Source organism: Clostridium rectalis (genome assembly GCF_900626095.1).
GTDB lineage: Bacteria > Bacillota > Clostridia > Clostridiales > Clostridiaceae > Clostridium_AS > Clostridium_AS rectalis.
Genome location: NZ_UYZZ01000010.1, coordinates 55,119 through 77,327, shown reverse-complemented (window position 1 = coordinate 77,327; position 22,209 = coordinate 55,119). Strand labels below are relative to the sequence as shown.

Genomic DNA, 22,209 nt, shown 5'->3' with positions numbered 1-22,209 from the left:
CAGTGCATATACTATTGTATCTCTGTTAAGGTTTTACTGAGTTTCTTAACTGACTTAATTTACTTGTCTCCATTCCAAAAGCTGAATCTACCTTTATTTCACCACTTACAATCTTTTTGGAAAGATCTTTGATTACTTTTTTCATATCCTCTGGAATAAGTTTTTCATAATATTCGTTTTCCGCTATACCAATAGCTTCTTCTTTTATTCCTAACTCTTCAGCCTTTCCCCACTTTAAAGCACCTTCTTTTTCAAGCTTTATAGCTCTAACAAGTGAGTTATCTACTCTTTTTAGAACTGAAGTAGCTATTAACTGTGCTTTAGCTGAATCTGATGATTTAAATAACATAGCCTGATCTGAATCAACACCAATGGCATATTTATTTTGAATCTTAGCAGCATCTAATGCTCCAAGTCCAGCTTGTGAAGCAACAGGGAATATTACATCTGCCTTTTGATTATATTGAGCTAATGCTAATTCTTTTCCCTTAGCGCTATTTTTAAAGTCTCCTATATATGAAGTTGCAACTTTAATTTCCGGATCAACATATTTAGCTCCATTTATATACCCTACTAAGAAATCATTTACAACTTGGTTTTCTGCTCCACCAACGAAACCTATAACCTTTTCTTTATTTGCTAAAGGTAGGTTTGAACTGGTTATCTTAGCTGCTAACGCTCCTGCTAAAAATGATCCTTCATTTTGTTTATAAAGTATTGAGTAAACATTACTGAAATCGCCCTTATCATAGTCAACTGATGAATCAAAGAATATATACTTTTTATCCTTATGCTGAGCTGCTACTTTTTCTAGAGGCTCTTTCATCTGCCAAGTACCACAAACTATTATGTCCCAATCCTCTTCTGATACATCGGCTAAAGCTGGTTCCCATTTTGTATCATCATATCCTAATTCTATAACCTTTGTTTTTGCTCCTAACTCCTTTTCGATAAGCTTCATCCCTTCACTTGACGAATCGAAGAAAGACTTGTCTCCTAGGTTACCATTAAGTACAAGCACAACCTTTAATTCCTTGTCTGATGCATTACCTTCTGCAGATTCCTTACTTCCACAACCTGTTAACGTTAATGAAAGCAACATTACGCAGGATAATACTAAAGTTAAAAACTTTTTCATTTTTCTCCCCCCATTGTTAAACGTTTTACTAAAGCATTCCCTTAATTTTTAACCACATTATACTTATTTTTAGAACATATTTCAATAGTTTTTTACGAAATTTATAAGTATAATCTATTTTTTATCTTCATTCGACTATTTTAGACATAATTTTGCAAGAAATATATTCAATTACTTGATATATATTAAATTTATTCTATTTTATTACGAATAAAAAAGATATATTATTTTTTAATATACTATAATATATAATATATAATTATCCTATATGCTTATATAAAGTTTATTAAATTATTAAAATTTATCATATATATTCCATTCTAACATACGAATAATATTATAATGGTAGGGACTAATAATGACCCTATAATAAACTCTGATCCCTATAATGTAATCACACATATTTTAAAAAATTTTATTACATAAAAAGCACATAATCTTATTAAAATATAAACTTATTATTTTAAAATTTAAAATAAGTACAAAAGTTGATATTTACAATTATTATTTGCAAATATCAACTTTATAAACTTATATATATTTACCTAAATCATCCTTTTTTCTTAACTTATTTACAAGGTGCTTTATTTCCTGATCCTTATTTTTATCCATTACTAACATTACATCTCCTGCATCTACTATTATCAAATCTTTTACACCAAATCCAATAATGAGTTTATCTCCTCCAAAAACAGTGCAATCGTCACTTTCTTCCAAAAAAGTATTCCCTATTACATTATTACCTCGGAAATTTTTTAAGAATCTAGACAAAGACAAAAAATTCCCTATATCATCCCATATAAATTCACATTTTATAACATAGGCTTTCCTTGTCTTTTGCATTATTCCAAAATCTACAGATATACCATCAATTAATTCATATTCCTCTCTTATTACTTTTTCCTCATCTTCTGTTTCTATATGAGAATATATATTCATCATACTTTTATACATCTTAGGAAGATATTTCTCCATCTCTCTTAAAAATACATCCGCTCTCCATACAAACATACCACTATTCCAAAGATAAGTGCCTTTTATTATCAAGTCTTTAGCTACTTCAGTATTAGGCTTTTCTAAAAATCTTTCCACTTTAAATGATGCTATTTCTCCTATAGTTCTTTCCCCTGTTTCTATATATCCGTACCCTGTTTCTGGCCTTGTGGGAGGAACCCCAATAGTGACTAATCCTCTTTTCCTCTCAACGGTTTCAACTGCCTGATTTATGGTATCTATAAACACCTTATCATTTTCAATATAATGATCAGAAGGTAATACTATCATTACTGCATCCTTATCCTTTTTTAAAAGCTTAATAGCAGATAACCCTATACATGTAGCGGTCCCTTTATAGACGTTATTGGCTATCTAAATTCTTTATACATGTCTAGTGAAAATTATATATGAAATTTATAATATATATCTATATTTTTATCTTTAGTATATTTATTTTCAGAAACCACTATCTTATCAATTAAAGCCTCAACAATAATTTTATCAAATTCTTTAAAACTTAATAAATTATCTATTTTGCTACAATATACCTTATGCAAATTATCATGGTTAGAATACAAGTTATTTAATCTTATTAATTGTTCTTTACGTTTTAAAAGGGCTTCCTTTTTCTTTTTCATACAAATACTTATATTGTAAAAATTACTATCACTAATAACTTCCTTAAGTTTATCTATATACATCTTTTCATACTGTCTATTTAGTATATTCATTTCTCTATCAATCTTATATATTTCACCCATATACTCATAATCTTTAGATAACACATTTTTTATCTTCATATAAATTTTATCTGTATCTATTTCATTTTTTATTATAACTTTTTCTAAATTATTAATTATGATTTCTTTAAGATATTCCTCCTTTACTGAATGAGAAGTGCATTTTCCTCCCCCAGTTTGGCTTTTAGTGCATTTATATCCATTATACTGTTTCTTATAACACATAGAACCAGAACATTCGTTACACTTTAAAACTGTAGAAAATATATGGTCTTTACCCCCTTTATATCTATACCCTTTTGATCGCCTTTTTATCTCATCTTGCACTTTTTTAAAAGTATTTCTATCTATAATCCCTTTAAAATCTCCTCCATATATCCACTCTTCTTTATTAACCTTAATAACCTTTTTCACCTTATAGCTTACCCTTTTATATTGACCTTGAACCATTAATCCAGCATATTTAGGGTTCGTAAGTATAGACTTTATAGTGTTATTAGTCCATGTGCCTTTCTTTCGCTTAGAAAAATTATTTAACCTAGCCGAAGGTGGTAGCATCCCTTTTTTATTAAGATAAGTAGCAATTTTACCAAATCCCCATCCCTGTAAATACAAATCATATATTTTTTTTACAACCTCAGTAGTTTCATCATTTGCTAAAACTAATTTTTTTATTTTACTTTGTCCTTCATACGACTCTGTTGTTTTATATCCATAAGGAGGTTTACTTGCAATACTAGATCCCCTTATCATCCTTTGCTTTAGTGCATCTCTAGTCCTTTTTGAACAATCTTTAATATACATTTCATTTAAGATGTTTTTAAAAGGTATAATATCATCTGTATCGTATAAAGTGTCAACATTATCTAAAACAGATATAAACCTAATATTTTTAGCCTTAAAATAATCTTCTATATAATAACCAGAAATTATATAGTTTCTTCCAAACCTTGAAAGATCCCGGGTTAATACCATATTAATTTTTCCATTGTCAATATCATGTTTCATTTTTAAAAAACTATCTCTTTTAAAATTTGAACCTGAAAACCCTTCATCTTTATATACTTGTATAAGATTATATGTTGCCTTAGTATCTTCTCTACTCTTCTTTAATAACCAGCTTTCTAGACCTTCAACTTGAACTGGTATTGACTCCTGTTGCTCTTTTTTATCAGTAGAAACCCTGGCATATATAGCTACATTCCAAACTTTTCCCAAACCATTCACCTCCCCTTTAACCTTGGCAAATGGTACCTTCATCTTGCTTTTTTCCAAAATATATTTTCTCTACATTTTCACTAGAATACATAGAAATTTTTTTAAAAATAATTTTTTCAATAATATTTTTAAAATCCTCATCCCCATAATAAAAACTCACCTTAATATCTTTTTTACACACAAAAAAAGCCTCCAAAAAATATTGATATACAATATTCATATGCTAGAAGCTTTTTTAAAATGTGAATTTATATTGATAAAAATATTTAATTTATATTTGCATAACTATAACGTCTCTCTATAATTATCCATAATATCAGAAAATAAATCGCCTGTGCTTGGTGGTGTATATGTAATAGCATTAGCCCCTGCCTTTATAGTGTCACGAATACTATCTACAGTAGGCCCGCCGGTAGCAATTATAGGTACTTGAGGAAATCTTGATCTAATATTCCTAACTATTTCAGCTGTTTTTTCGCCACCAGAAACATTAAATATTGAAACTCCAGCTTTTATTCGCTCTTCGATATTTTCTTTTTCTGATACCACTGTAATTGCAATTGGAATATCAATTTTTTGTTTCATTTCAGTAATTAAATCATTTGGAGTAGGTGCATTTAAAACCACACCAAAGGCTCCATGTAATTCGGCATGCAACGCAATATCTAAAGATCTTTGTCCCGTTGTTATACCTCCACCAACTCCAACAAAAACTGGACTGGGAGATACTTCTATAATTGCGTGTGTTATTGAAAGTTGAGGAGTAAATGGATAGACTGCAATTACACCATCTGCATTAGAATTTTTAATTATAGCCACATCTGTTGAAAAAATAAGTGATTTTATTCTTTTCCCAAAAATACTTATGCCACTTGCCTCATATATTTCTTTTGGCACCTGTACAATTCTTTTTCTAAGTCTTGACTCTATTATAGGAATATATTTTTTATCCTTTACTTTATTTTCCAAAATAAACCCTCCTCATTTGTTTTATATTATTTTTTTAACAATTACCCTTTTACTTATTAATGTTTGTTCATAAAATATAAATTATACACACTTGTGAAAGTAATACTCCTCATATAAATTTAGAAAATATATTATATTGTACCATGTTCATAATCCACTATCTAGCATAAATTTTAAGTTTATTATATACATAATAAATTAATTATATTTAACCTATATCATCTATAACGGGGTCTCTTTATTAGCTGGCTCAACAAAAATATTATCTTTATTTATTTCTGGAAGCTCTCCGTATATTTTATCTAAATACATTTCATTAGTAACAACATATATATTTTCCCTGCTCACAAGTGGTTTTATCCTATCTACAGTATTTCTTAAAAAACTTTTATTATTTATTAACCTTAAAAACTGTTTAGGATTATCTTCCCTAGACAATGGGTATAGCCTTGTTCCTTTTCCACCTGCAAGAATTAGTGCATATAACAATATATTTCACTCCAATTAATGCTATAATCCATTCTATGAATAAATATTAAAATTTGTGAAACTAAAAAAAATATATAAGAAAAAAAAACTATCCTAATTTTTTAAGATAGTTTTTTTATACTAATTAAAATGCTGCTTTAAATATTTCTATTATATCTTGTTTATTCCCTTTTCTTGGATTACTAAAAGCATTACCATCTTTTAAAGCCATTTCAGCCATATATTCTATATCCTCTTCCTTTACACCCATATCCTTTAAGCTTGTTGGGATTCCAAGGTCTTTTGAAAGTCTAAACATAGCATCTATAGCCTTTTCAGCCGCTTCCATTATTGATAGTCCTTCAATATTTTCTCCCATAAATTCTGCTATATCTGCAAACTTCTTAGGATTTGATATTAAATTATATCTTTCAACATGTGGTAGTAACATAGCATTAGCTACTCCATGTGGCATATCATATAATCCACCTAATTGGTGGGCCATCGCATGAACATAACCTAAATTAGCATTATTAAAAGCCATTCCTGCAAGTAATGAAGCATAAGCCATATTTTCTCTGGCTAGTAAATTTTCTCCTAGTGCAACTGCTTGACGTAAATTATTTGCTATTAATTTTATAGCCTGTATAGCTGCAGCATCTGTTACAGGATTTGCATCTTTTGAAACATAAGCTTCTACTGCGTGTGTTAAAGCATCCATACCTGTTGCTGCTGTTAATCCTGCAGGTTTTTTAATCATAAGCATTGGATCATTAATTGATACAAGGGGTAAATTTCTCCAGCTAACTATAACAAATTTAACTTTTGTTTTAGTATTAGTTATAACACAATGTCTAGTAACTTCACTTGCCGTTCCAGCTGTAGTATTTACTGCAACTATTGGAGGAAGTGGATTTGTTAAAGTTTCTATTCCTGCATAATCATAAAGGTCTCCTTCATGAGTTGCAGCTATACCAATACCTTTACCACAATCATGAGCACTTCCTCCTCCTACTGTTATAATCATATCACATTTTTCTTTATTGAAAATTTCTAAACCATCTTTAACATTTGTATCTTTTGGATTTGGTTCAACCCCATCATAATATACAACGTCTATTCCTGATTCTGTTAGGTATTTAACAGTTAATTCTACTGCTCCACCTTCCATATTTCTTAAAAATTTGTCTGTAACTATTAGGGCTTTCTTTCCACCTAGTATTTTACATCTTTCTCCTATTACTGATATAGATCCTGCTCCCATAAAGTTTACGGCAGGCACTAAATAATCATACATTCTCATTTGTTTTCCTCCTAATTTTATCAAAATGTTTATTATAATCTATTTACATGCCTTTAAGGCATATTCAGCTATTTTCATATCCTCTTCTACTGTTCCGCCACTAACTCCTACTGCACCTACTATTTCTCCATCTACAATTATTGGAAAACCACCACCAAAAGTAGCTATTCTACAATTATTTGTTAACTGTAACCCATATAAACTTGCTCCAGGCTGTATGTTAGGGGTTACTTCATTTGTTGGAATTTTTAAGGCCAATGCTGTAAAAGCTTTATTTATTGCTATATCAATACTTGTAATAAAAGCATTCTCCATTCTGTGTAATAACATTAAATTTCCACCTGCATCTACCGCAGTAAAAACAACTGGTACATTCATTTGTGCTGCCTTTTTTTCTGCAGCTTCAGCCATTTTTTTAACAGATTCTAAACTTATTTGTTTTATAGTATTAACCTTCATTAAAATATCTCCTTTCAAATTTTAACCTTTTTAATTTATTCTCTTTCTACTTCAAGTCTTGCCATACTAAAAAGTACATCTGAAAGTCTATTTACATATTGTCTAGTCTCTTCTCTTATTTCAATCTTTTTACTTAATTTAACTATATTTCTTTCTGCCCTTCTAATCACTGTCCTTGCTACATGCAAATATGCAGAACCAGTGGTGTCACCAGGTATTACAAAATCTTTCAGTGGTCCTACTATAACCATATATTTATCTATTAAACCCTCTAAAAATAAAATATCCTCTTTTGATATTTTATTTTTAAGCATTTTCTTTCCCTTATCATCACTTGCAAACTCAGCGCCAAGTATGAATAATTTTTTTTGTATAATTCTAAGGATTTCCCTTAACTCTTTATCTTTTATAACCGAATAAGCAACACCAATTAGAGAATTTGCTTCATCTATAGTTCCATACACTTCTACAATTAAATCATCCTTACCTACTCTACTTCCTCCAAAAAGTCCTGTTTCCCCTTTATCACCAGTTTTAGTATATATTTTAAACACAGTTTCACTTCCCTTAATCTAAATATTTTTCAAAGGAATTCCTTTAACTATTCTGGCTGCATTAGAACCTAAATTTCTTAATACATATCTATCTTTATCTAAATGGACATTAAATAAAGTTTCTTCAAAATTAAGTTTAGTGTGAGTTATAACTAATTTATTATTTTTTCCTATTCCTATACCAATTCCAAGCCTTGAGTCTTGAGCTGCTTTAAATGCTAATTTTTCTGCCAATTCTTCATCTTTAATATCTAGAACATGAGGAATACCTTCTTCTTCTATTCCCCAGAATAGTTCATTAAAATCTATATTTTCTTTTATATCTTTATTTATATAAATAACTATAGCTGGCTTGCTTAAATCACATTTCATCATAGACTTTCACCCTTTTTATATGACAATATAAGGCCTGTAGCTACAGCATTTCTTGGGCCCTCAGTCCCTCTAATATTTCCTCTTCCAGCTACTATTTTATATTGAGCCAATGCATCTGTAACAAGTTGTGGAACCTCAAAATCCAAAGAAGATCCCCCAACCAAAACTACATGATCAATATCTCTTATATTATTTGTTGGAGAAACTAAAGTTAAAGCTCTTATACAATTTGTAACAAAAACCTTAGACTTTGCTCCTCTTCTGATTCTTTTTATTTTTTCTAAAGAATTCTCACCATATATAGGAAGCATATTACCCTCTTTTAGAATAACAACTCTTGCAAATATTTCTGGATCTAAGGGTTTATTAAAAAACTCAACTGTACCGTCTTCATGTCTTATATGAAATAAACTTTCAACCTTAGCTAATGGATATTTCTTAATATCTTCCGCTAAATTAAAATCCTCTAATCCTAGCTCTGATTGAATTAACATAGTAACCATATTGCCTGCTCCGGCTAGATGTATAGAAGTAATTGTTCCATCTTTATCTATTATAGAAGCATCTGTGGATCCCGCTCCCATATCAAGTATGGCTAGAGGTGTACTACTCCCAGGAGTAGTTAATGCTCCTCTTATAGCCATGTCAGCCTCAACTCCACCAACCTCTACTTCTATATTAATTTTATCTTCTAATTCATCAGCTATTCTTTGCATTTGTAATTTATCTGCTTTAACCATAGCTGCAATACCTACTGCATTCTCCATAGAAAACTCTTCTGCCAATCCACCCTTAATTTTCTGTGGAATAAATGTATCTACTGCCAATAAATCTTGAATTTTTATATCTGCTATTTTTTGTGAAGTAAGTTTTGACATTACCTGTCTAACCTTTTCAAGCATTCCACCTGCATTAGTTCCTGGTTCTCCCTTTATATCTTCAATTGGAGCACAAAGGTTTATAGTTTCCATAATACTTTCTGCACCATTTTCTACATCTATAACTTCTTTTCTTTTTGAACCATCTATATTAATTTTTCCTGCTGGAATTCTTTTCTCTTGTACATCTCCTTTAGGAGTCTTTATTACTACTGCAGATCTATTACCTATTAAAGCTCTAGATATTGGAACCACAGATTTAATTTCTTCACAAGTTAAAGTAAAAACTGTTGCAATTCCATAAGGATTAGATAATACCTCCACTACACCCCCAGGCGGAGCCACTTCCACTGCAGCCCTCATATTTAAAGGAACCTTTTCTAAAAGCATAACTTCATCAACTATTGGTATCACTTTTTTTAATCTATTATTTATTAAAACACCATCATCTTTTTGAAGTATAGCTCCTGTAATAGGAATTCCCCTATTCATTGCAAAATTTATTCTTGCAGCTGCCTCTAAAAAATTTATATCTTTTAACACTACTACAATAAAAGCATCATCTTTTTCTAATGTATTTACATCTACATTTTCTAAATCTTTTATTTTAATTGTAGTACCTACGCCAAGACCTATTCCTCCTGGTGTAGACGGGTTATGACCTATCATTGTAGACTCAGTTATTATAGTTTCAGTTATAGTTTCCATAGCTACATCACCAATAACTGGAGCCGCCTCATTTATTCTTAAAAGATTTAAATCCTTTATATTCATTGAAACTTTATCTAATGCCTGTTTAAGTGAAGCTATTACACCATCAATATTGCTTTTAGTTCCCTTAATCCCTGTGGTTTTTACTATACCACTAGATAAAAACTCTATATTTCCATCCTTATTAACTCTAGATAGAGCAACCTCAGTGGTGGCATTACCTATATCTGCTCCTGCAACAATTTTCATTTTAATCCTCCTAGTATATAACGGTTAACTATCTTTTCTTAACTTATTTCTCTTTTCATAAATCTGTGCTGACTCTTTTATAAATTCAGCATTAACTTTTGCATTATATTTAGTTTCTAATTCCCCTGCAATATTTAAAAGTTCTTCTTTAGTTGAACGATATGGTCTTAAAGCATTATATATTTCAAGTATTCTTTCATCTGGTATTGCTATAAGTTCAGAAGCCCTTCTTAAATTTCTTGCTATAGCATATCTATGATCTGCCTCTGCTATTTTAGCTTGCATTTCCAAAGTTTCTTTAGAAATTCTTACATCTTCTGGTTTAACTTCTCCATTTAATACCTTATCTAATGTTACATCTTTTAAATCCTTACCTGTTGGAGTTTTAACCCACTCAGGTCTTTTAGTTGCTAAAGGATAATCAGTTTTTGGATTTATATTTTTTGAATCTATACTCATCTTACTTATACCTCCACTTTCTTATAAAGTAACCTCTAATTCTATTGGCTTAGCACCTTCTACAACATGTTTAGTCTCTTTTATGTGTAATAATGCAGCTTTTGCCTGATATTTCGGTCTTGCCATTTGATCATTTTCAACTGGTACTGGTGTTGGAGATTCACCCTTTGCATATTTTGCTGCGTTTTTTCCTATAAGCCTAAAGGTCTCTAATGTTAAAAGTGGTGCTTGTGGGAAAAGTTCCAAATTATTAAGTGGTAATAAATCTTTTTGATGAATAACAGTAGTTCCTTTTGACTGTATTCCTATTCCAATTCCTGAACCACTATATTTAGCAGCATCATTTGCTATAAAAGATACGTCAGAAGTTCTAAGTACCCTTATTACACGAGTAGTAAGTCCTTCTTCCTCTATACCTGCTATAATTTCTCTTAAAACATCTCCGTGAGGTATATTAACAATTGTTTTATGCTGGTATTTACCAAAGGCTGCTGCAACTCCTATAACTACCTCATCAGATCTTTTTCCTACTTTAGCATTCCCAATTTCTTTTAATTTTAACTCTGGCATAACAAATTTATTAGCTTTATTACTCATGATTTCCACTCCCATCTACTTTTCCGTATTAATCTATATCTTCTGGTTTCATAGCATTAGGAATATTTTTAATTTCTTCCCATCTTTCTTTACTCAATCTATAACCAGTTCCAGGTCCCATATAATCATTTCTATCATTAACAGCACTGATAACATTAAAATCATTATCTAATATTGCTGATGTGTGTAAATAATCACCTGAAATTCTTTGTTTTAACATATTTAGAACATTCATAGCTACATCATCAAATCCACCTTCACTTAATGCTTTAACAATTTCTATTCCAGTAACTCCTCTTTTCATCATTTCCTCTGCTGACTTTAAGTCCTCAACCACGTTTCTTCCAGGCATATCTTTACTTCCATGTGCATAAGTGGCGGCTTCAACTTCCTCATCTGTTATTGCTGGAAGCCCTAATCCCTTAAATACTATCTGTATTGCTTTTGCAGCCTTATTTCTTATTTTGATTATTTCATCTTCTGATACTGGTTTTAAACCTCCATCTACCATCAAGTCTCTCTGAAGTACGTTATAATCATCAAAATCTTCTGCATCAAAATTTGACCCTGCAAACATATTGTCATAATTTGGAACTGCACTATATCCAGAGAATATAAAATCTGTTCCTGGAAGCATTTGCATTAAAGTTCTAGCTGTTCTTCTAATATCTGAATGGGAAAATGTCTGGTCGTTAGCTGATGCTACTTCTATATCAAGCATAGTTGTAATTAAATTCTCCGCAAGCACTGCTCTTATTCCAGATGGAAGTGAACCTGGCATACCTATACAACTAACAGCACCATTTTGTAATCCCTGTACACCAGCACCTTTGGTAATATATATACATCTAGCCTCTAAATAAAGCATTGATTTACCTTCTGCATATCCCATTAATGCTTCCGAACCACTACCTGAGGTAAATCTCATTTTAAGTCCTCTTGAAGCGTATGCTGATGCTAAAAATGCTTTAGACCATGGAGTATCATCTCCGTCGGTAAATACCGGCTCTGTTCCATAAACTGAAACAGTTTCCGCATAACTTGTAAGTCCTCTCATTCCAAGCTCTAATTCTGTAGCCTCTTCTACAGAACACTGAGTTAGTATTCCACCACGTCCAACTTGCGATCCAACAAGTAATGATAATGCATTAAATGGGGCATATCTTACTATTCCTACCGTTGTCTCCATTTCAGAAAATCCTCTTACTGCTGCTTCCGCCGCATCTGCTGCTATTTGAACTGGGTTATCTTTAAGATTTGTTATATGACACTGATTTGAAGGAGTTTTTCTTGCTCTCATTTTTTGAAGTGCCATCATCATTTCTACCACATTCATATGTCCAACTACTTCAACTATTTTAGCTGGTGTTATTGAAGTTGTTATATCCACTATAGTATCTCTATCCACATTAACATCTACTAACATTTTACTTATTTGTAATGAATCTAAAGACATAGCTTTTTCTGCATTATCAAGTTTAATTCCGTAATCAGCTATAAATCTATCAATCATATCAAATTCTTCTCTTTTTTTACCATCAAGTTCTACAACTAAACCCTTCTCAATTTTTATACTTGGCTTAGGATCATTAGGGCTTTCCATTGCAATTAAACCTTCTTCTGGCCATTCTCCTATAAATCCATCTTTATTTACTGCACGCTCTGATAAAACTTGGAACCTCTTTGATCTCACTTATTATTCCTCCTCGACTTTGTATTTTATATTTAATTATTACTATATTTCGCTCTATTATTTTTAAGTCTATGAGTAAATATTACTATACTATTGTTAAAACATTATCAAATTATTTTGTTGTATTTTTGTGTTTTTTTGTTGTATTTTTTTGTACACTTTTTCTTCTATACTATTTTGTCCTAAATTATTTTTTTAATCTCATAATTAACAAAAAAAATTTACCCAATTTAATTAAAAATTAGGTAAATTTTTTTTAACGTGATTTCTATACTCACTAGGCGTTATACCTTCTATCTTTTTAAAAACTTTTGTGAAATAACCACATTCATAATATCCTAGCTGGGAAGCTATTTGAACTATTGGTACATCAGTATTTTTTAATAGCTCCTTTGCTCTTCCTATTTTGAATTTAGTAACATAAGTTATAAAAGTCATTCCCATTTCTTTTTTAAACAATTTACTAAAGTAATATATACTTAAATTAGATATGCTTGCTGCCTTTTCTAAGGTAATGTCTTCCCCATGATTTTCGTTTATATATTCCAACACAGGTAATAACGCTTTATTTAATTTATTAAACTTATTTTTTTCATTTTTTATGCTATTAATTTGCACTTGAAGAGAATTTAATAGCTCCAAATCCTTAATTGGCTTTAAAAGATAATCATTTACTCCAATAGACAAAGCTTTATGTATTAAAGCAAACTCTTCATATGCAGTAAGCATAACTATTCTTATACTTTCATTTTTGTTTTTTATAATTTCTGCTGCAGCAATTCCATCCATTACCGGCATCAGTAAATCCATAAATATAATATCTGGTTTTAACTTTTCCGATAACTTACAAGCTTCCTTTCCATTAGACGCCTCCCCAATAATTTTTATATCTTCTCCCTGATTTTTTAAAATTATCTTTAACGCTTCTATCTCTAACCATTCATCATCTACTAATAATATTTTATACAAAAACTCCCTCCTTTTTAAAGGTGTTTAGGTAATATAATACTCACTTCAGTTCCTGAATTTATTCTACTTTTTATATCAATTGAATAATTATCACCATAATAATATCTCATTCGTTGTCTCACATTATTAATTCCTATTCCTTCTATTTCTTTATACTCCATAACTTTGTTAATGTCCTTTAACTTATATGGTGGTATTCCTAGTCCATTATCTATAATATTTATTACTAAATTTTCTTTAGTTTCCCATGCTATAACCTTTACTGTACCACCATTTTCTTTTAATTCTAATCCATGAATAACAGAATTTTCTATAAAGGGTTGTAATATCATAAATGGTATTTTAATTTTTTTGCACCCTTCTCCTATATCAAAAGAAAAATCTAGTCTATCTCCAAATCTAATTTTCTGTAATGTTAAATATGATGTACTATATCTAATCTCATCTTGAAAAGTTACTATTTGATCTACTTTTTTTAAAGTATATCTTAGCATATCTGATAAATCACATACCACTTCACGAGTCTTAGGGGCATTTTCCATTAGTGCTAAAGATGAAATAGTATTTAATATATTAAATAAAAAATGCGGATTAACTTGAGATTGTAGTGTTTTTAGTTGTGATGCCTTCAGCTCTTTTTCAAGTTCTACCTGAGTTTTTTCGTATTCTATGAATTTAATGCTTTTTTCATTTAATTCCATTTGAGCCATTTTTAGTGCTGCTTCTCCAACTATATAATTACTTATATGAAACATCATTTGAGCTATAGCTTCTATTTTTTCAAATTGAATTACTGGTATTTTATTGTATAAAGTTAAGAGTTCATTTTTCAACTCTAAATTCCCAACATTTTGTACCATTATTTCTAACTTCTCAAGTTCTTTTTCTTCTGTTAAAATTTGTCCCGCCATAACTGCTCCTAAATACTGATCTTCTATAATAATAGGCACGGCAAAATCAACTAATCCCTTATGGCATCTATATATATATGGATTACCTGTTCTTACTGCCTCTAGACCTCCTCTAGAATCACATTTTTCACATAATTCCTTATAACCTTTTATTTTTCTTATAGCCTCACAAAATTCTGCACATTTACTATGTTTTGTTACAGGCCTTCCTTTGTAATCGCATGTAATAATACCTAATCCCGTAGCCGCTGCAATATCATCCTGAATTTTTTGAAACATTTCTATATCAATATAATCCTTTAAATGCTTTAAACCTTCCAACACAGTTCCCCTCCTACAATTATTCTATAAAAGCATAGGGCTCCCTATGCTTTTAAGTATTACTAAGTTAGTATATTCTAAAATATTGTAGAGAATACAAGTGCAGCTACTATTCCTCCCAAAATAGGTGCCACAACTGGTATCCATGCATAACCCCAATCCGAATCTCCTTTTCCATGTATAGGTAACAAATAATGTGCTAATCTTGGTCCAAAATCCCTAGCTGGGTTTATAGCATAACCGGTGGTTCCACCTAATGTTAATCCCACTGACCAAACAATAAGTCCCACTACTATTGGGGATATTCCATCTACCATTTTAGTATTTCCAACCCCTAAAATTCCAAATACCAAAATAAATGTTCCTATAAATTCTGATACAAAATTTGAAACTGTATTTTTAATAGCCGGTCCCGTACAAAATACTCCTAATTTTGCCCCCTTATCTTCTGTCGCCTTAAAATGTGGTAAGTAAAATATCCAAACAATTACCGCTCCAAAAAATCCACCTATTAACTGTGCTGCAATATACACAGGCACGTTAGTCCACTGAAACTTACCTATAGTAGCTAAACCTAATGTAACTGCTGGGTTAAAATGAGCTCCACTAATTGTTCCAAATATAAACACAGGGATACTTACAGCCAATGCCCAACCGGTTGTTATAACTATCCACCCTGAATTTTCTCCTTTAGTTTTATTAAGTACCACATTAGCAACTACTCCATCACCTAATATTACTAGAATCATTGTTCCTAAAAGTTCTGCCAAAAAAGTTGTCATCTTTTTTTCCTCCTAATATGATTATATTTATTATTTCAATAGATTTAATTTGCCTAGTAACACCTCCAAACAAAATTAAATATTTAACAATTAAAATTAAATAAAAAAATGAATCAAAACGTTTTTATATAAATTCGTCTTAATTCTAATTTGTACTATTTTATTAAGTATTATTTATTTTTCTAATTTTAAACTATAATTAGTCAATCGTCAACAAATATCGTCATTTGTTTTATTGTTTTCTTAATTTTTCTAAAACAGAATTTTTATATAATAATTTCATCATATAAAAATAGGTGTTTTGATTAACAAAACACCTATTTCTATATAATTTTTACCCTTATAATATTTACAAAACTATTCATACCTTTTAATACATCTAATATACTAAAATCTCTAGGTACTATAATACTATATAAACTTTTTTCATGCCTTTTAATTTCCACCTCCTCTAATATGTGGGTAAATTCTATGATTTTCACCCTAGTATTTCTTTCCGTTAAATATTCTGATATTTTATCAAGTATGTTATCTCTTTTTAAACACTCTATTTCCAGCTGCATTAATTTGCCTCTATCAATAAATTTCCATTCAATTTTTTTTAATATAACAAGTATAATAAATACTTGAACACTAACTAAAATGCTTAGTGTATAATATCCCATTCCTACAGCTAAACCTATACATGCTATTCCCCAAAGGCTAGCTGCTGTAGTTAATCCTGTAACTATTCCCCTTTCATCAATTATTGTCCTTGTCCCTAAAAAACCTACCCCACTTATAACCTATGATCCCAATGTTCCTATATCTGTTTTTATAGAATTACTTAGGGTAGGATTGTTTTTAAGAAATTCAACCGTTGTATAAAAATCGTATAATTGTATCATAGAAACTATAGTTCACCTAAGCAAACCAACATATGAGTTCTAAACCCAGCTGGTCTATTTTTAAATTTCCTCTCATATCCTATAGCTCCACCTACAATGACAGAAAATATTAGTCTTACCTCTTTTGGTTACATATCTAACTCCCTATTTACTTTATACCGCTCTTAGCCCTTTAGAATTTGATTTTCCATACTTTTTCATAGTGTAAGATACTCTTTTGCACTTTAATTTAAAAAATACTTTATTCATTGTGTCTTCCGAATCTCTATAAAACTTTATTCCTCTAATCCTTATAACTTCCCAACCAGATTGTTTTAATTTAAGCTGTGCATTATAGCTTTCATCAAAACTTAATACTTGATTTTCTCTTGGTTCCTCACATATTATAGCTGCTCTGTTTTTAACACCTTCTACAATAAAATCAATTTTATAATTGCCTATACTTACATTAGGTAATGGATTAAAATCATTGTTCTTAAGAGCCTTATAAACGTCCCTTTGAAAATCTGAGTAAAATACATAATCTACATTTTTACTCTTATTATTATAATTTTTATAGTTTAAACAGTATTCCAACAAAGAATACCTAACGCATTCCTTACTTAGGCTTTCTAAATCTACAGAATAAAATAACCACATTTGATTCTTAGCCCTACTGGCTGCAACATTAAACCTTCTAATGTCTGAATCCTTAGTAAGAGCTGTAAACTTTACATTATCAGCTATCACCATAGATAAGAACATTACATCTCTTTCATCACCTTGAAAAGAATATGCATCTCCACAAACTAGCTTTCTTTTAACTATTTCCCTCTCTCCAATTCTCTCCTTCAATAGCTTAAGTATACATTCTGATTGAGGTTCTCCAAGTAAAGATATAACCCCCATTGTCATGTTATCATACCTTTTATCTTTACAACACCTCTCTATTGTATCTACTATTTCCTCAGCCTCTTTTAAATTAATGGGCCTTCCCCCTTCCCTAGTTCCATCTTGAATTTTAATTGGCATAATACAAGGATTAAACCTTTCAAATTTATATGCATACCTCAATGGTATTATCTCTTTAGAATAGCACATTCTATTGCTAAACTGGATTATTTCTGGTACACATCTAAAATGTTCCTTTAACATCACTCTATTAGGAAATACCCTTAACGCCGTATCATATAAACTGGTCTGTAAATCAAACCACTCACTATTAGGTATATCCCCTAAATACATATTAATTAACTTTTTTACTAAATCCTGATCGACACCTATAGCTTCTGGACTAATTTGTTTATCATCACCTACAATAATCGCTTTCTTAGCTCTCATTAAAGCACTTATACCAAATATATTACTTTGGCTACTTTCATCTATTATAACCACGTCAAAATTATTAGCGGAAAGTTTTATATTCTCTATAACTTTATTAATAGGCATTATCCAAACAGGAATAAAATCTTTGCAATTCTCTAACTCTTTTTGAGCTAATTTTATATACTCTGGTACAAATTTCCCTGTGCCCTTTCCTATCCTTTTTACTGCCTGAAGCCATGAAAACAAACTCCTTTTTTGGCTTTCTGAAGTTTTTAAAATTTGATTATGCCAAGTTTTTTTATATATTATCTGCTTAATAAGTTCCTTTTCTTTCTCCTTTTCATTTTCTAGCTTTTCTTCTAATTGATCTTCATTTACATTTTCTAGTTCCTTGAGCATACAATCCCATTCTTTCCATCTCCACGCCCTATTCCAATTCTGTAATTTATTTACCTTACCCTCTACTATCTTTCCTGCTAAATTAGGACATAAATTTTGAAGCTTAAACAAAATTAAAAAAATTCTATCCCATTCTTTTTTCATATTCTTTAATCTGTCTACCTCTAAAAAGCTTTCTTTTAACTTAATTAAATCAAAATTATCCATTGCATTACAAACAACTCTAAGTTCTTTTATAGGGTAAAGTAAACTTTTTATTGATTGCAGATATGCCTTCTTATTCTTATATTTATATACAGTATTTATAGAATCCGCACATCCTTTTATATATGCAAATGAATCTTTACTATACCAGTTAATATCCATAGGATACTGTATTTTTCCAAAGACTTTGCATATTTTGTTTTTTACCTCTTCATTCCATTTACTAATACTATCTAAACACTTCATATATTCTTCTATAATTAATAAAGAATTAGATTTATTTTTATCTATAAGGAGATTTTCATAGTTTCTCATAGTATTATTCCAAAGATCCAATATATTTCTCTCTATAGACTTAGCCTCTAGATAAATTTTTAAAGTTATTGCTTGTGATAAACTTTGTAAAGGTTTATAATCTATTTTACAATCTCTAAAAATATATTCATAATCTTTATGGAAAATAGTAAATAATTTACTTACTTTACCATTTTTATTGATTTCCGAATAAACAGAACTAAAATCCCTTTCAAATTTATCTGAATTAATATTTTCAGGTATATCTAAGTTATGGTCATTCAATTCTTTATTAATAACAGCAAGCCTCTTTATGTAAGTATTCCACTTTAATAATAAAGAGCGTATAGCTTGTCTTATTATATTACTTCTATGGTAGTCAAGCATTACCTTACTAAACCCATTAGAGTTTATATCTTCTATTTTTTTCTCAGCATATTCTACTATATTTACTAATTTTTCATACTGAAATCTAGTATTATCATATATATTCCATCCCTCTAGTTGTTTAATACTGATATTATATTTTGTTTCTAATTGCTTAAATATTTTTATATTATCTGCAATTTCTTCATAAGAAGGAATCTTATCAATTACAGCTTCTACATTTCTTATTTTGTCTTTATCCTCCTTATTTGTAGATCTTACATAATTTATTAACTGATTAAACTCTTCATTAGAAATGGGTGCTTTACTATTAGGCTTTATCTTGTCTTCAATCCAAGAATAATCTTTCTCATTATCCCTTAGCCATTTTGCTATATGGATTAACTTATAACTTTGTCCACAATAGTTAATAGTCTTATTCTCCATATAATTTATATCCCTCAGTTGTTTTAATAATGTCTTTTGATAATTTTTACAGTCTTCCAATTGTTTTTTTAAAAGAGTAACTTCTATCTCCAAATCCTCAGGATTTAAAGATAAGTTTTCTGTTATTTTTCTAACATTATCCTCCAGGTTCTTAAATGCCCCCGCGTCATTTCCTATTACACTCATACACAAAGACTTGATTTCATCAGGTATTTTATTATTTAACACCTTTAAAGCCCTATCAGTTTCACTTGTTACTAAAACTTTCTTACCATGAGCTAATAAATTACATATTAAATTAGCTATAGTATGACTCTTACCTGTTCCTGGAGGACCTTGTACAACAACCCCGAAATTATCACAAATTTTTCTTCCTATTTCTCTTTGTTCCCCATTAGACGGCAATGGAAATAATAAATTATCTCTCATATCATCCCATATATCATCCTCGTATACATTTATATTCTCCGACACCAATGCTTCTATAGTTTTGGGTATAGGAATCCCTTTATCTATCTCTTTAATAGTATTTTTAATTTCCTCTTTCCACATACTAGTATCTTTTCTTCTCTCAATAATCATGCACCTATTATTCACTTTTATCCTATTTTTATTAATAATAGGAATATTGATTCCATCTATTATTTCTTTGTAATACTTATTTAAATTTTCTTCTTCTTTTATATTAAACTCTTTAACTTTATCCTTTAATTTTAAAATCTTATTGAAACTGCCACTATTTATATTTTCTAAAAAATTTAATTCTATATTCATATTACCCATTTGTTTTAAGTATATTTTTCCATCCTTGGTATTAAAGTTTATTTTTAACTGAGAAGTAAATACAGGATGATTTATATTTTCCCCATCACTAGTATAATTAATTACACCATTTCCATATATTAATTCTATATTTTTATCATCATTATCAATTTTCTGGTATAGATTAAATAAATAATTGTATAAACTTTTAGCCCTTTTATCTACCTTTATCCACCAATCATCATTTAAATTCTTATTTATAACGCATCCAGTAATATTACATAGTTCACTTTCTGTATAGACTTTATTGTAATGTGAAATATTATTAATTACCTTTTCATTCATGCTTTTTACACTTAAAAGATAATTAAACACCCTTTTAACCTTATCTCTAGCTTCCATAATCATACCTCCATAAATTTATACTAGATGCCTAAAACCTTGTAGAAAGTTATAACTTATTAGTATATTATCTTTATGTTAAATTATACCATTCTATATATTCTCTTTCAAAAATTTCGTAGTACATTATTTTTTTACAAATGACAGTATTTTTTATTTAGAAGCAAAAAAAACACAGTATGCACTGTGTTTTTTTATCATTACCAAATTATTTCCTATTTTTTACAAGAATCTCTTTCTATTAATTGATAATTAAGAACATAATGTTCTTTATTTATAGGCTCCTTATTTATAATTTTTATAAGCATTCTCATACCTACTGAACCCATATCATACATTGGCTGTGATATAGTAGTAAGTCTAGGATAAAATATAGATGCTTCATAAACATTATTAAAACCCATAACATCTACTTCTTCTGGGACTTTTATGTTCTTATCCCTCAAAGCATTTATTACACCCATTGCCATTTCGTCGCTGGTACAAAATACTGCATCAAATCTTTCGCCCTTTGATATAAACTCCATCATATTTGAATAACTGTCTCTAGCCTTCATTCCTGAGTAACATATTAAATTTTTGTTTATAGCTATATTATTTTTTTCTAATGCCCTTTTATATCCTTTGTATCTTAATGATATTGCGTTAACTATTTCCTCTTTAGGTCCTACATAGACTATGTTCTTATTACCTTTGTTTAACAAGTATTGTACTGCATCAAATGCAGCTTGACTATTATCTATAGTAACACTAGGGAAACTTTTATTTTCATCAATAGTTTCTGCAAATACTGTTGGCATTTCCAATTCGTTAATAAGATCCATAGTAGTTTTTTCTAGACATGTACTCATATAAAGTACACCGTCCACCATTTTTTCTTTTAGTACCTTAATATATTCTGTTTCTTTTTCTACATCTAAATCTGTATTACATAATATTATATTATAGTCATATATATTAGCTACATCCTCTGCTCCTCTAACTATCTCTGGATAAAACTGATTTGAAATATCCGGTATAATTATACCCACAGTCCTTGTCCTTTGTGTTTTTAAGCTTCTAGCTACTATATTAGGTCTATATCCTAATTTTTTTATTGCAGCTAACACCTTTTTTTTCGTTTCTTCGTTGACAACGTCTACATCATTAAGTACCCTAGACACAGTAGCTATGGATACTCCAGCCTCTTTTGCAACGTCTTTAATTGATGCTGCCATATTATCACTCCTAATACACTTTTATTAGCATTAATTATACTTATAAAACCATTGTATTACAACCATATTTTCATAAAAAGTATATTATTTCTATACTTTTTAACAATTTATTAAATTTTATTAAATTTTATGTATC

General features: G+C 29.7%; 19 protein-coding genes and 2 pseudogenes. All 21 read right to left on the bottom strand.

The annotated features are described in order from the left end of the window. Window positions 1-25: 25 nt before the first annotated feature. Window positions 26-1,138, bottom strand: a complete 1,113-nt coding sequence (locus EJL03_RS14100; RefSeq protein WP_125154611.1) for a BMP family ABC transporter substrate-binding protein — start codon at window positions 1,136-1,138, stop codon at window positions 26-28. Window positions 1,139-1,669: 531 nt separating this feature from the next. Continuing rightward, window positions 1,670-2,482, bottom strand: a pseudogene (locus EJL03_RS14095) (mannose-1-phosphate guanylyltransferase); the annotation flags it as partial. A gap of 53 nt (window positions 2,483-2,535) precedes the next feature. Beyond that, window positions 2,536-4,092, bottom strand: a complete 1,557-nt coding sequence (locus EJL03_RS14090) for a recombinase family protein (RefSeq protein WP_125154610.1) — start codon at window positions 4,090-4,092, stop codon at window positions 2,536-2,538. Window positions 4,093-4,108: 16 nt separating this feature from the next. Further along, window positions 4,109-4,273 (bottom strand): hypothetical protein, encoded by a 165-nt coding sequence (locus tag EJL03_RS16210; protein ID WP_164509109.1) that lies wholly within the window; start codon window positions 4,271-4,273, stop codon window positions 4,109-4,111. A gap of 104 nt (window positions 4,274-4,377) precedes the next feature. Then, complete coding sequence (locus EJL03_RS14085) at window positions 4,378-5,061, bottom strand: beta/alpha barrel domain-containing protein (protein WP_125154609.1); 684 nt, start codon at window positions 5,059-5,061, stop codon at window positions 4,378-4,380. A 231-nt stretch (window positions 5,062-5,292) separates the two neighbouring features. Then, window positions 5,293-5,550 (bottom strand): annotated as a pseudogene (locus EJL03_RS14080) (sugar phosphate nucleotidyltransferase); the annotation flags it as partial. A 124-nt stretch (window positions 5,551-5,674) separates the two neighbouring features. After that, window positions 5,675-6,832 carry a 1,3-propanediol dehydrogenase gene (dhaT, locus tag EJL03_RS14075; RefSeq protein ID WP_125154608.1) on the bottom strand — a complete coding sequence of 386 codons (1,158 nt, stop codon included), beginning with the start codon at window positions 6,830-6,832 and terminating at the stop codon, window positions 5,675-5,677. A gap of 39 nt (window positions 6,833-6,871) precedes the next feature. Beyond that, the gene (locus tag EJL03_RS14070) at window positions 6,872-7,291 is read right to left on the bottom strand and encodes a GlcG/HbpS family heme-binding protein (RefSeq protein ID WP_125154607.1); all 420 of its coding nucleotides are present in this window, start codon (window positions 7,289-7,291) and stop codon (window positions 6,872-6,874) included. A 35-nt stretch (window positions 7,292-7,326) separates the two neighbouring features. Next, the gene (locus EJL03_RS14065) at window positions 7,327-7,845 is read right to left on the bottom strand and encodes a cob(I)yrinic acid a,c-diamide adenosyltransferase (protein WP_125154606.1); all 519 of its coding nucleotides are present in this window, start codon (window positions 7,843-7,845) and stop codon (window positions 7,327-7,329) included. Window positions 7,846-7,863: 18 nt separating this feature from the next. After that, entirely contained in the window at window positions 7,864-8,220 is a 357-nt protein-coding gene (locus EJL03_RS14060; protein WP_125154605.1) for a glycerol dehydratase reactivase beta/small subunit family protein, read from the bottom strand. Further along, on the bottom strand, window positions 8,217-10,058 hold the full coding sequence (locus tag EJL03_RS14055; protein WP_125154604.1) for a diol dehydratase reactivase subunit alpha: 1,842 nt from the start codon (window positions 10,056-10,058) through the stop codon (window positions 8,217-8,219). The genes EJL03_RS14060 and EJL03_RS14055 overlap by 4 nt, the downstream gene beginning before the upstream one ends. A gap of 24 nt (window positions 10,059-10,082) precedes the next feature. After that, window positions 10,083-10,517 (bottom strand): diol dehydratase small subunit, encoded by a 435-nt coding sequence (locus EJL03_RS14050; protein WP_125154603.1) that lies wholly within the window; start codon window positions 10,515-10,517, stop codon window positions 10,083-10,085. Between the two features lie 21 nt (window positions 10,518-10,538). Further along, entirely contained in the window at window positions 10,539-11,114 is a 576-nt protein-coding gene (locus EJL03_RS14045; protein WP_125154602.1) for a propanediol/glycerol family dehydratase medium subunit, read from the bottom strand. A 28-nt stretch (window positions 11,115-11,142) separates the two neighbouring features. After that, the gene (locus EJL03_RS14040) at window positions 11,143-12,807 is read right to left on the bottom strand and encodes a propanediol/glycerol family dehydratase large subunit (protein WP_125154601.1); all 1,665 of its coding nucleotides are present in this window, start codon (window positions 12,805-12,807) and stop codon (window positions 11,143-11,145) included. A gap of 234 nt (window positions 12,808-13,041) precedes the next feature. After that, the gene (locus EJL03_RS14035) at window positions 13,042-13,776 is read right to left on the bottom strand and encodes a response regulator transcription factor (protein ID WP_125154600.1); all 735 of its coding nucleotides are present in this window, start codon (window positions 13,774-13,776) and stop codon (window positions 13,042-13,044) included. Between the two features lie 14 nt (window positions 13,777-13,790). Beyond that, complete coding sequence (locus tag EJL03_RS14030; RefSeq protein ID WP_125154626.1) at window positions 13,791-15,008, bottom strand: sensor histidine kinase; 1,218 nt, start codon at window positions 15,006-15,008, stop codon at window positions 13,791-13,793. 77 nt (window positions 15,009-15,085) lie between these two features. Next, window positions 15,086-15,790 (bottom strand): MIP/aquaporin family protein, encoded by a 705-nt coding sequence (locus tag EJL03_RS14025; RefSeq protein ID WP_125154599.1) that lies wholly within the window; start codon window positions 15,788-15,790, stop codon window positions 15,086-15,088. 323 nt (window positions 15,791-16,113) lie between these two features. Further along, window positions 16,114-16,521: an MgtC/SapB family protein gene (locus EJL03_RS16660; RefSeq protein ID WP_279222088.1), complete on the bottom strand. Its 408-nt coding sequence runs from the start codon at window positions 16,519-16,521 to the stop codon at window positions 16,114-16,116. A gap of 161 nt (window positions 16,522-16,682) precedes the next feature. Further along, window positions 16,683-16,760, bottom strand: coding sequence for an MgtC/SapB family protein (locus EJL03_RS16655; protein WP_279222087.1), 78 nt, complete (start codon window positions 16,758-16,760; stop codon window positions 16,683-16,685). A gap of 70 nt (window positions 16,761-16,830) precedes the next feature. Next, window positions 16,831-20,856, bottom strand: a complete 4,026-nt coding sequence (locus EJL03_RS14015; protein ID WP_164509108.1) for an AAA domain-containing protein — start codon at window positions 20,854-20,856, stop codon at window positions 16,831-16,833. 215 nt (window positions 20,857-21,071) lie between these two features. After that, window positions 21,072-22,073, bottom strand: a complete 1,002-nt coding sequence (locus EJL03_RS14010) for a LacI family DNA-binding transcriptional regulator (RefSeq protein WP_125154597.1) — start codon at window positions 22,071-22,073, stop codon at window positions 21,072-21,074. Between the last annotated feature and the right edge of the window lie 136 nt (window positions 22,074-22,209).

Coding starts and splice junctions, on each gene's coding strand:
- EJL03_RS14100 (WP_125154611.1), bottom strand. CDS start 1,138: ATGAAAAAGTTTTTAACTTTAGTATTATCCTGCGTAATGTTGCTTTCA.
- dhaT (WP_125154608.1), bottom strand. CDS start 6,832: ATGAGAATGTATGATTATTTAGTGCCTGCCGTAAACTTTATGGGAGCA.
- EJL03_RS14070 (WP_125154607.1), bottom strand. CDS start 7,291: ATGAAGGTTAATACTATAAAACAAATAAGTTTAGAATCTGTTAAAAAA.
- EJL03_RS14060 (WP_125154605.1), bottom strand. CDS start 8,220: ATGATGAAATGTGATTTAAGCAAGCCAGCTATAGTTATTTATATAAAT.
- EJL03_RS14055 (WP_125154604.1), bottom strand. CDS start 10,058: ATGAAAATTGTTGCAGGAGCAGATATAGGTAATGCCACCACTGAGGTT.
- EJL03_RS14050 (WP_125154603.1), bottom strand. CDS start 10,517: ATGAGTATAGATTCAAAAAATATAAATCCAAAAACTGATTATCCTTTA.
- EJL03_RS14045 (WP_125154602.1), bottom strand. CDS start 11,114: ATGAGTAATAAAGCTAATAAATTTGTTATGCCAGAGTTAAAATTAAAA.
- EJL03_RS14025 (WP_125154599.1), bottom strand. CDS start 15,790: ATGACAACTTTTTTGGCAGAACTTTTAGGAACAATGATTCTAGTAATA.
- EJL03_RS14015 (WP_164509108.1), bottom strand. CDS start 20,856: ATGGAAGCTAGAGATAAGGTTAAAAGGGTGTTTAATTATCTTTTAAGT.
- EJL03_RS14010 (WP_125154597.1), bottom strand. CDS start 22,073: ATGGCAGCATCAATTAAAGACGTTGCAAAAGAGGCTGGAGTATCCATA.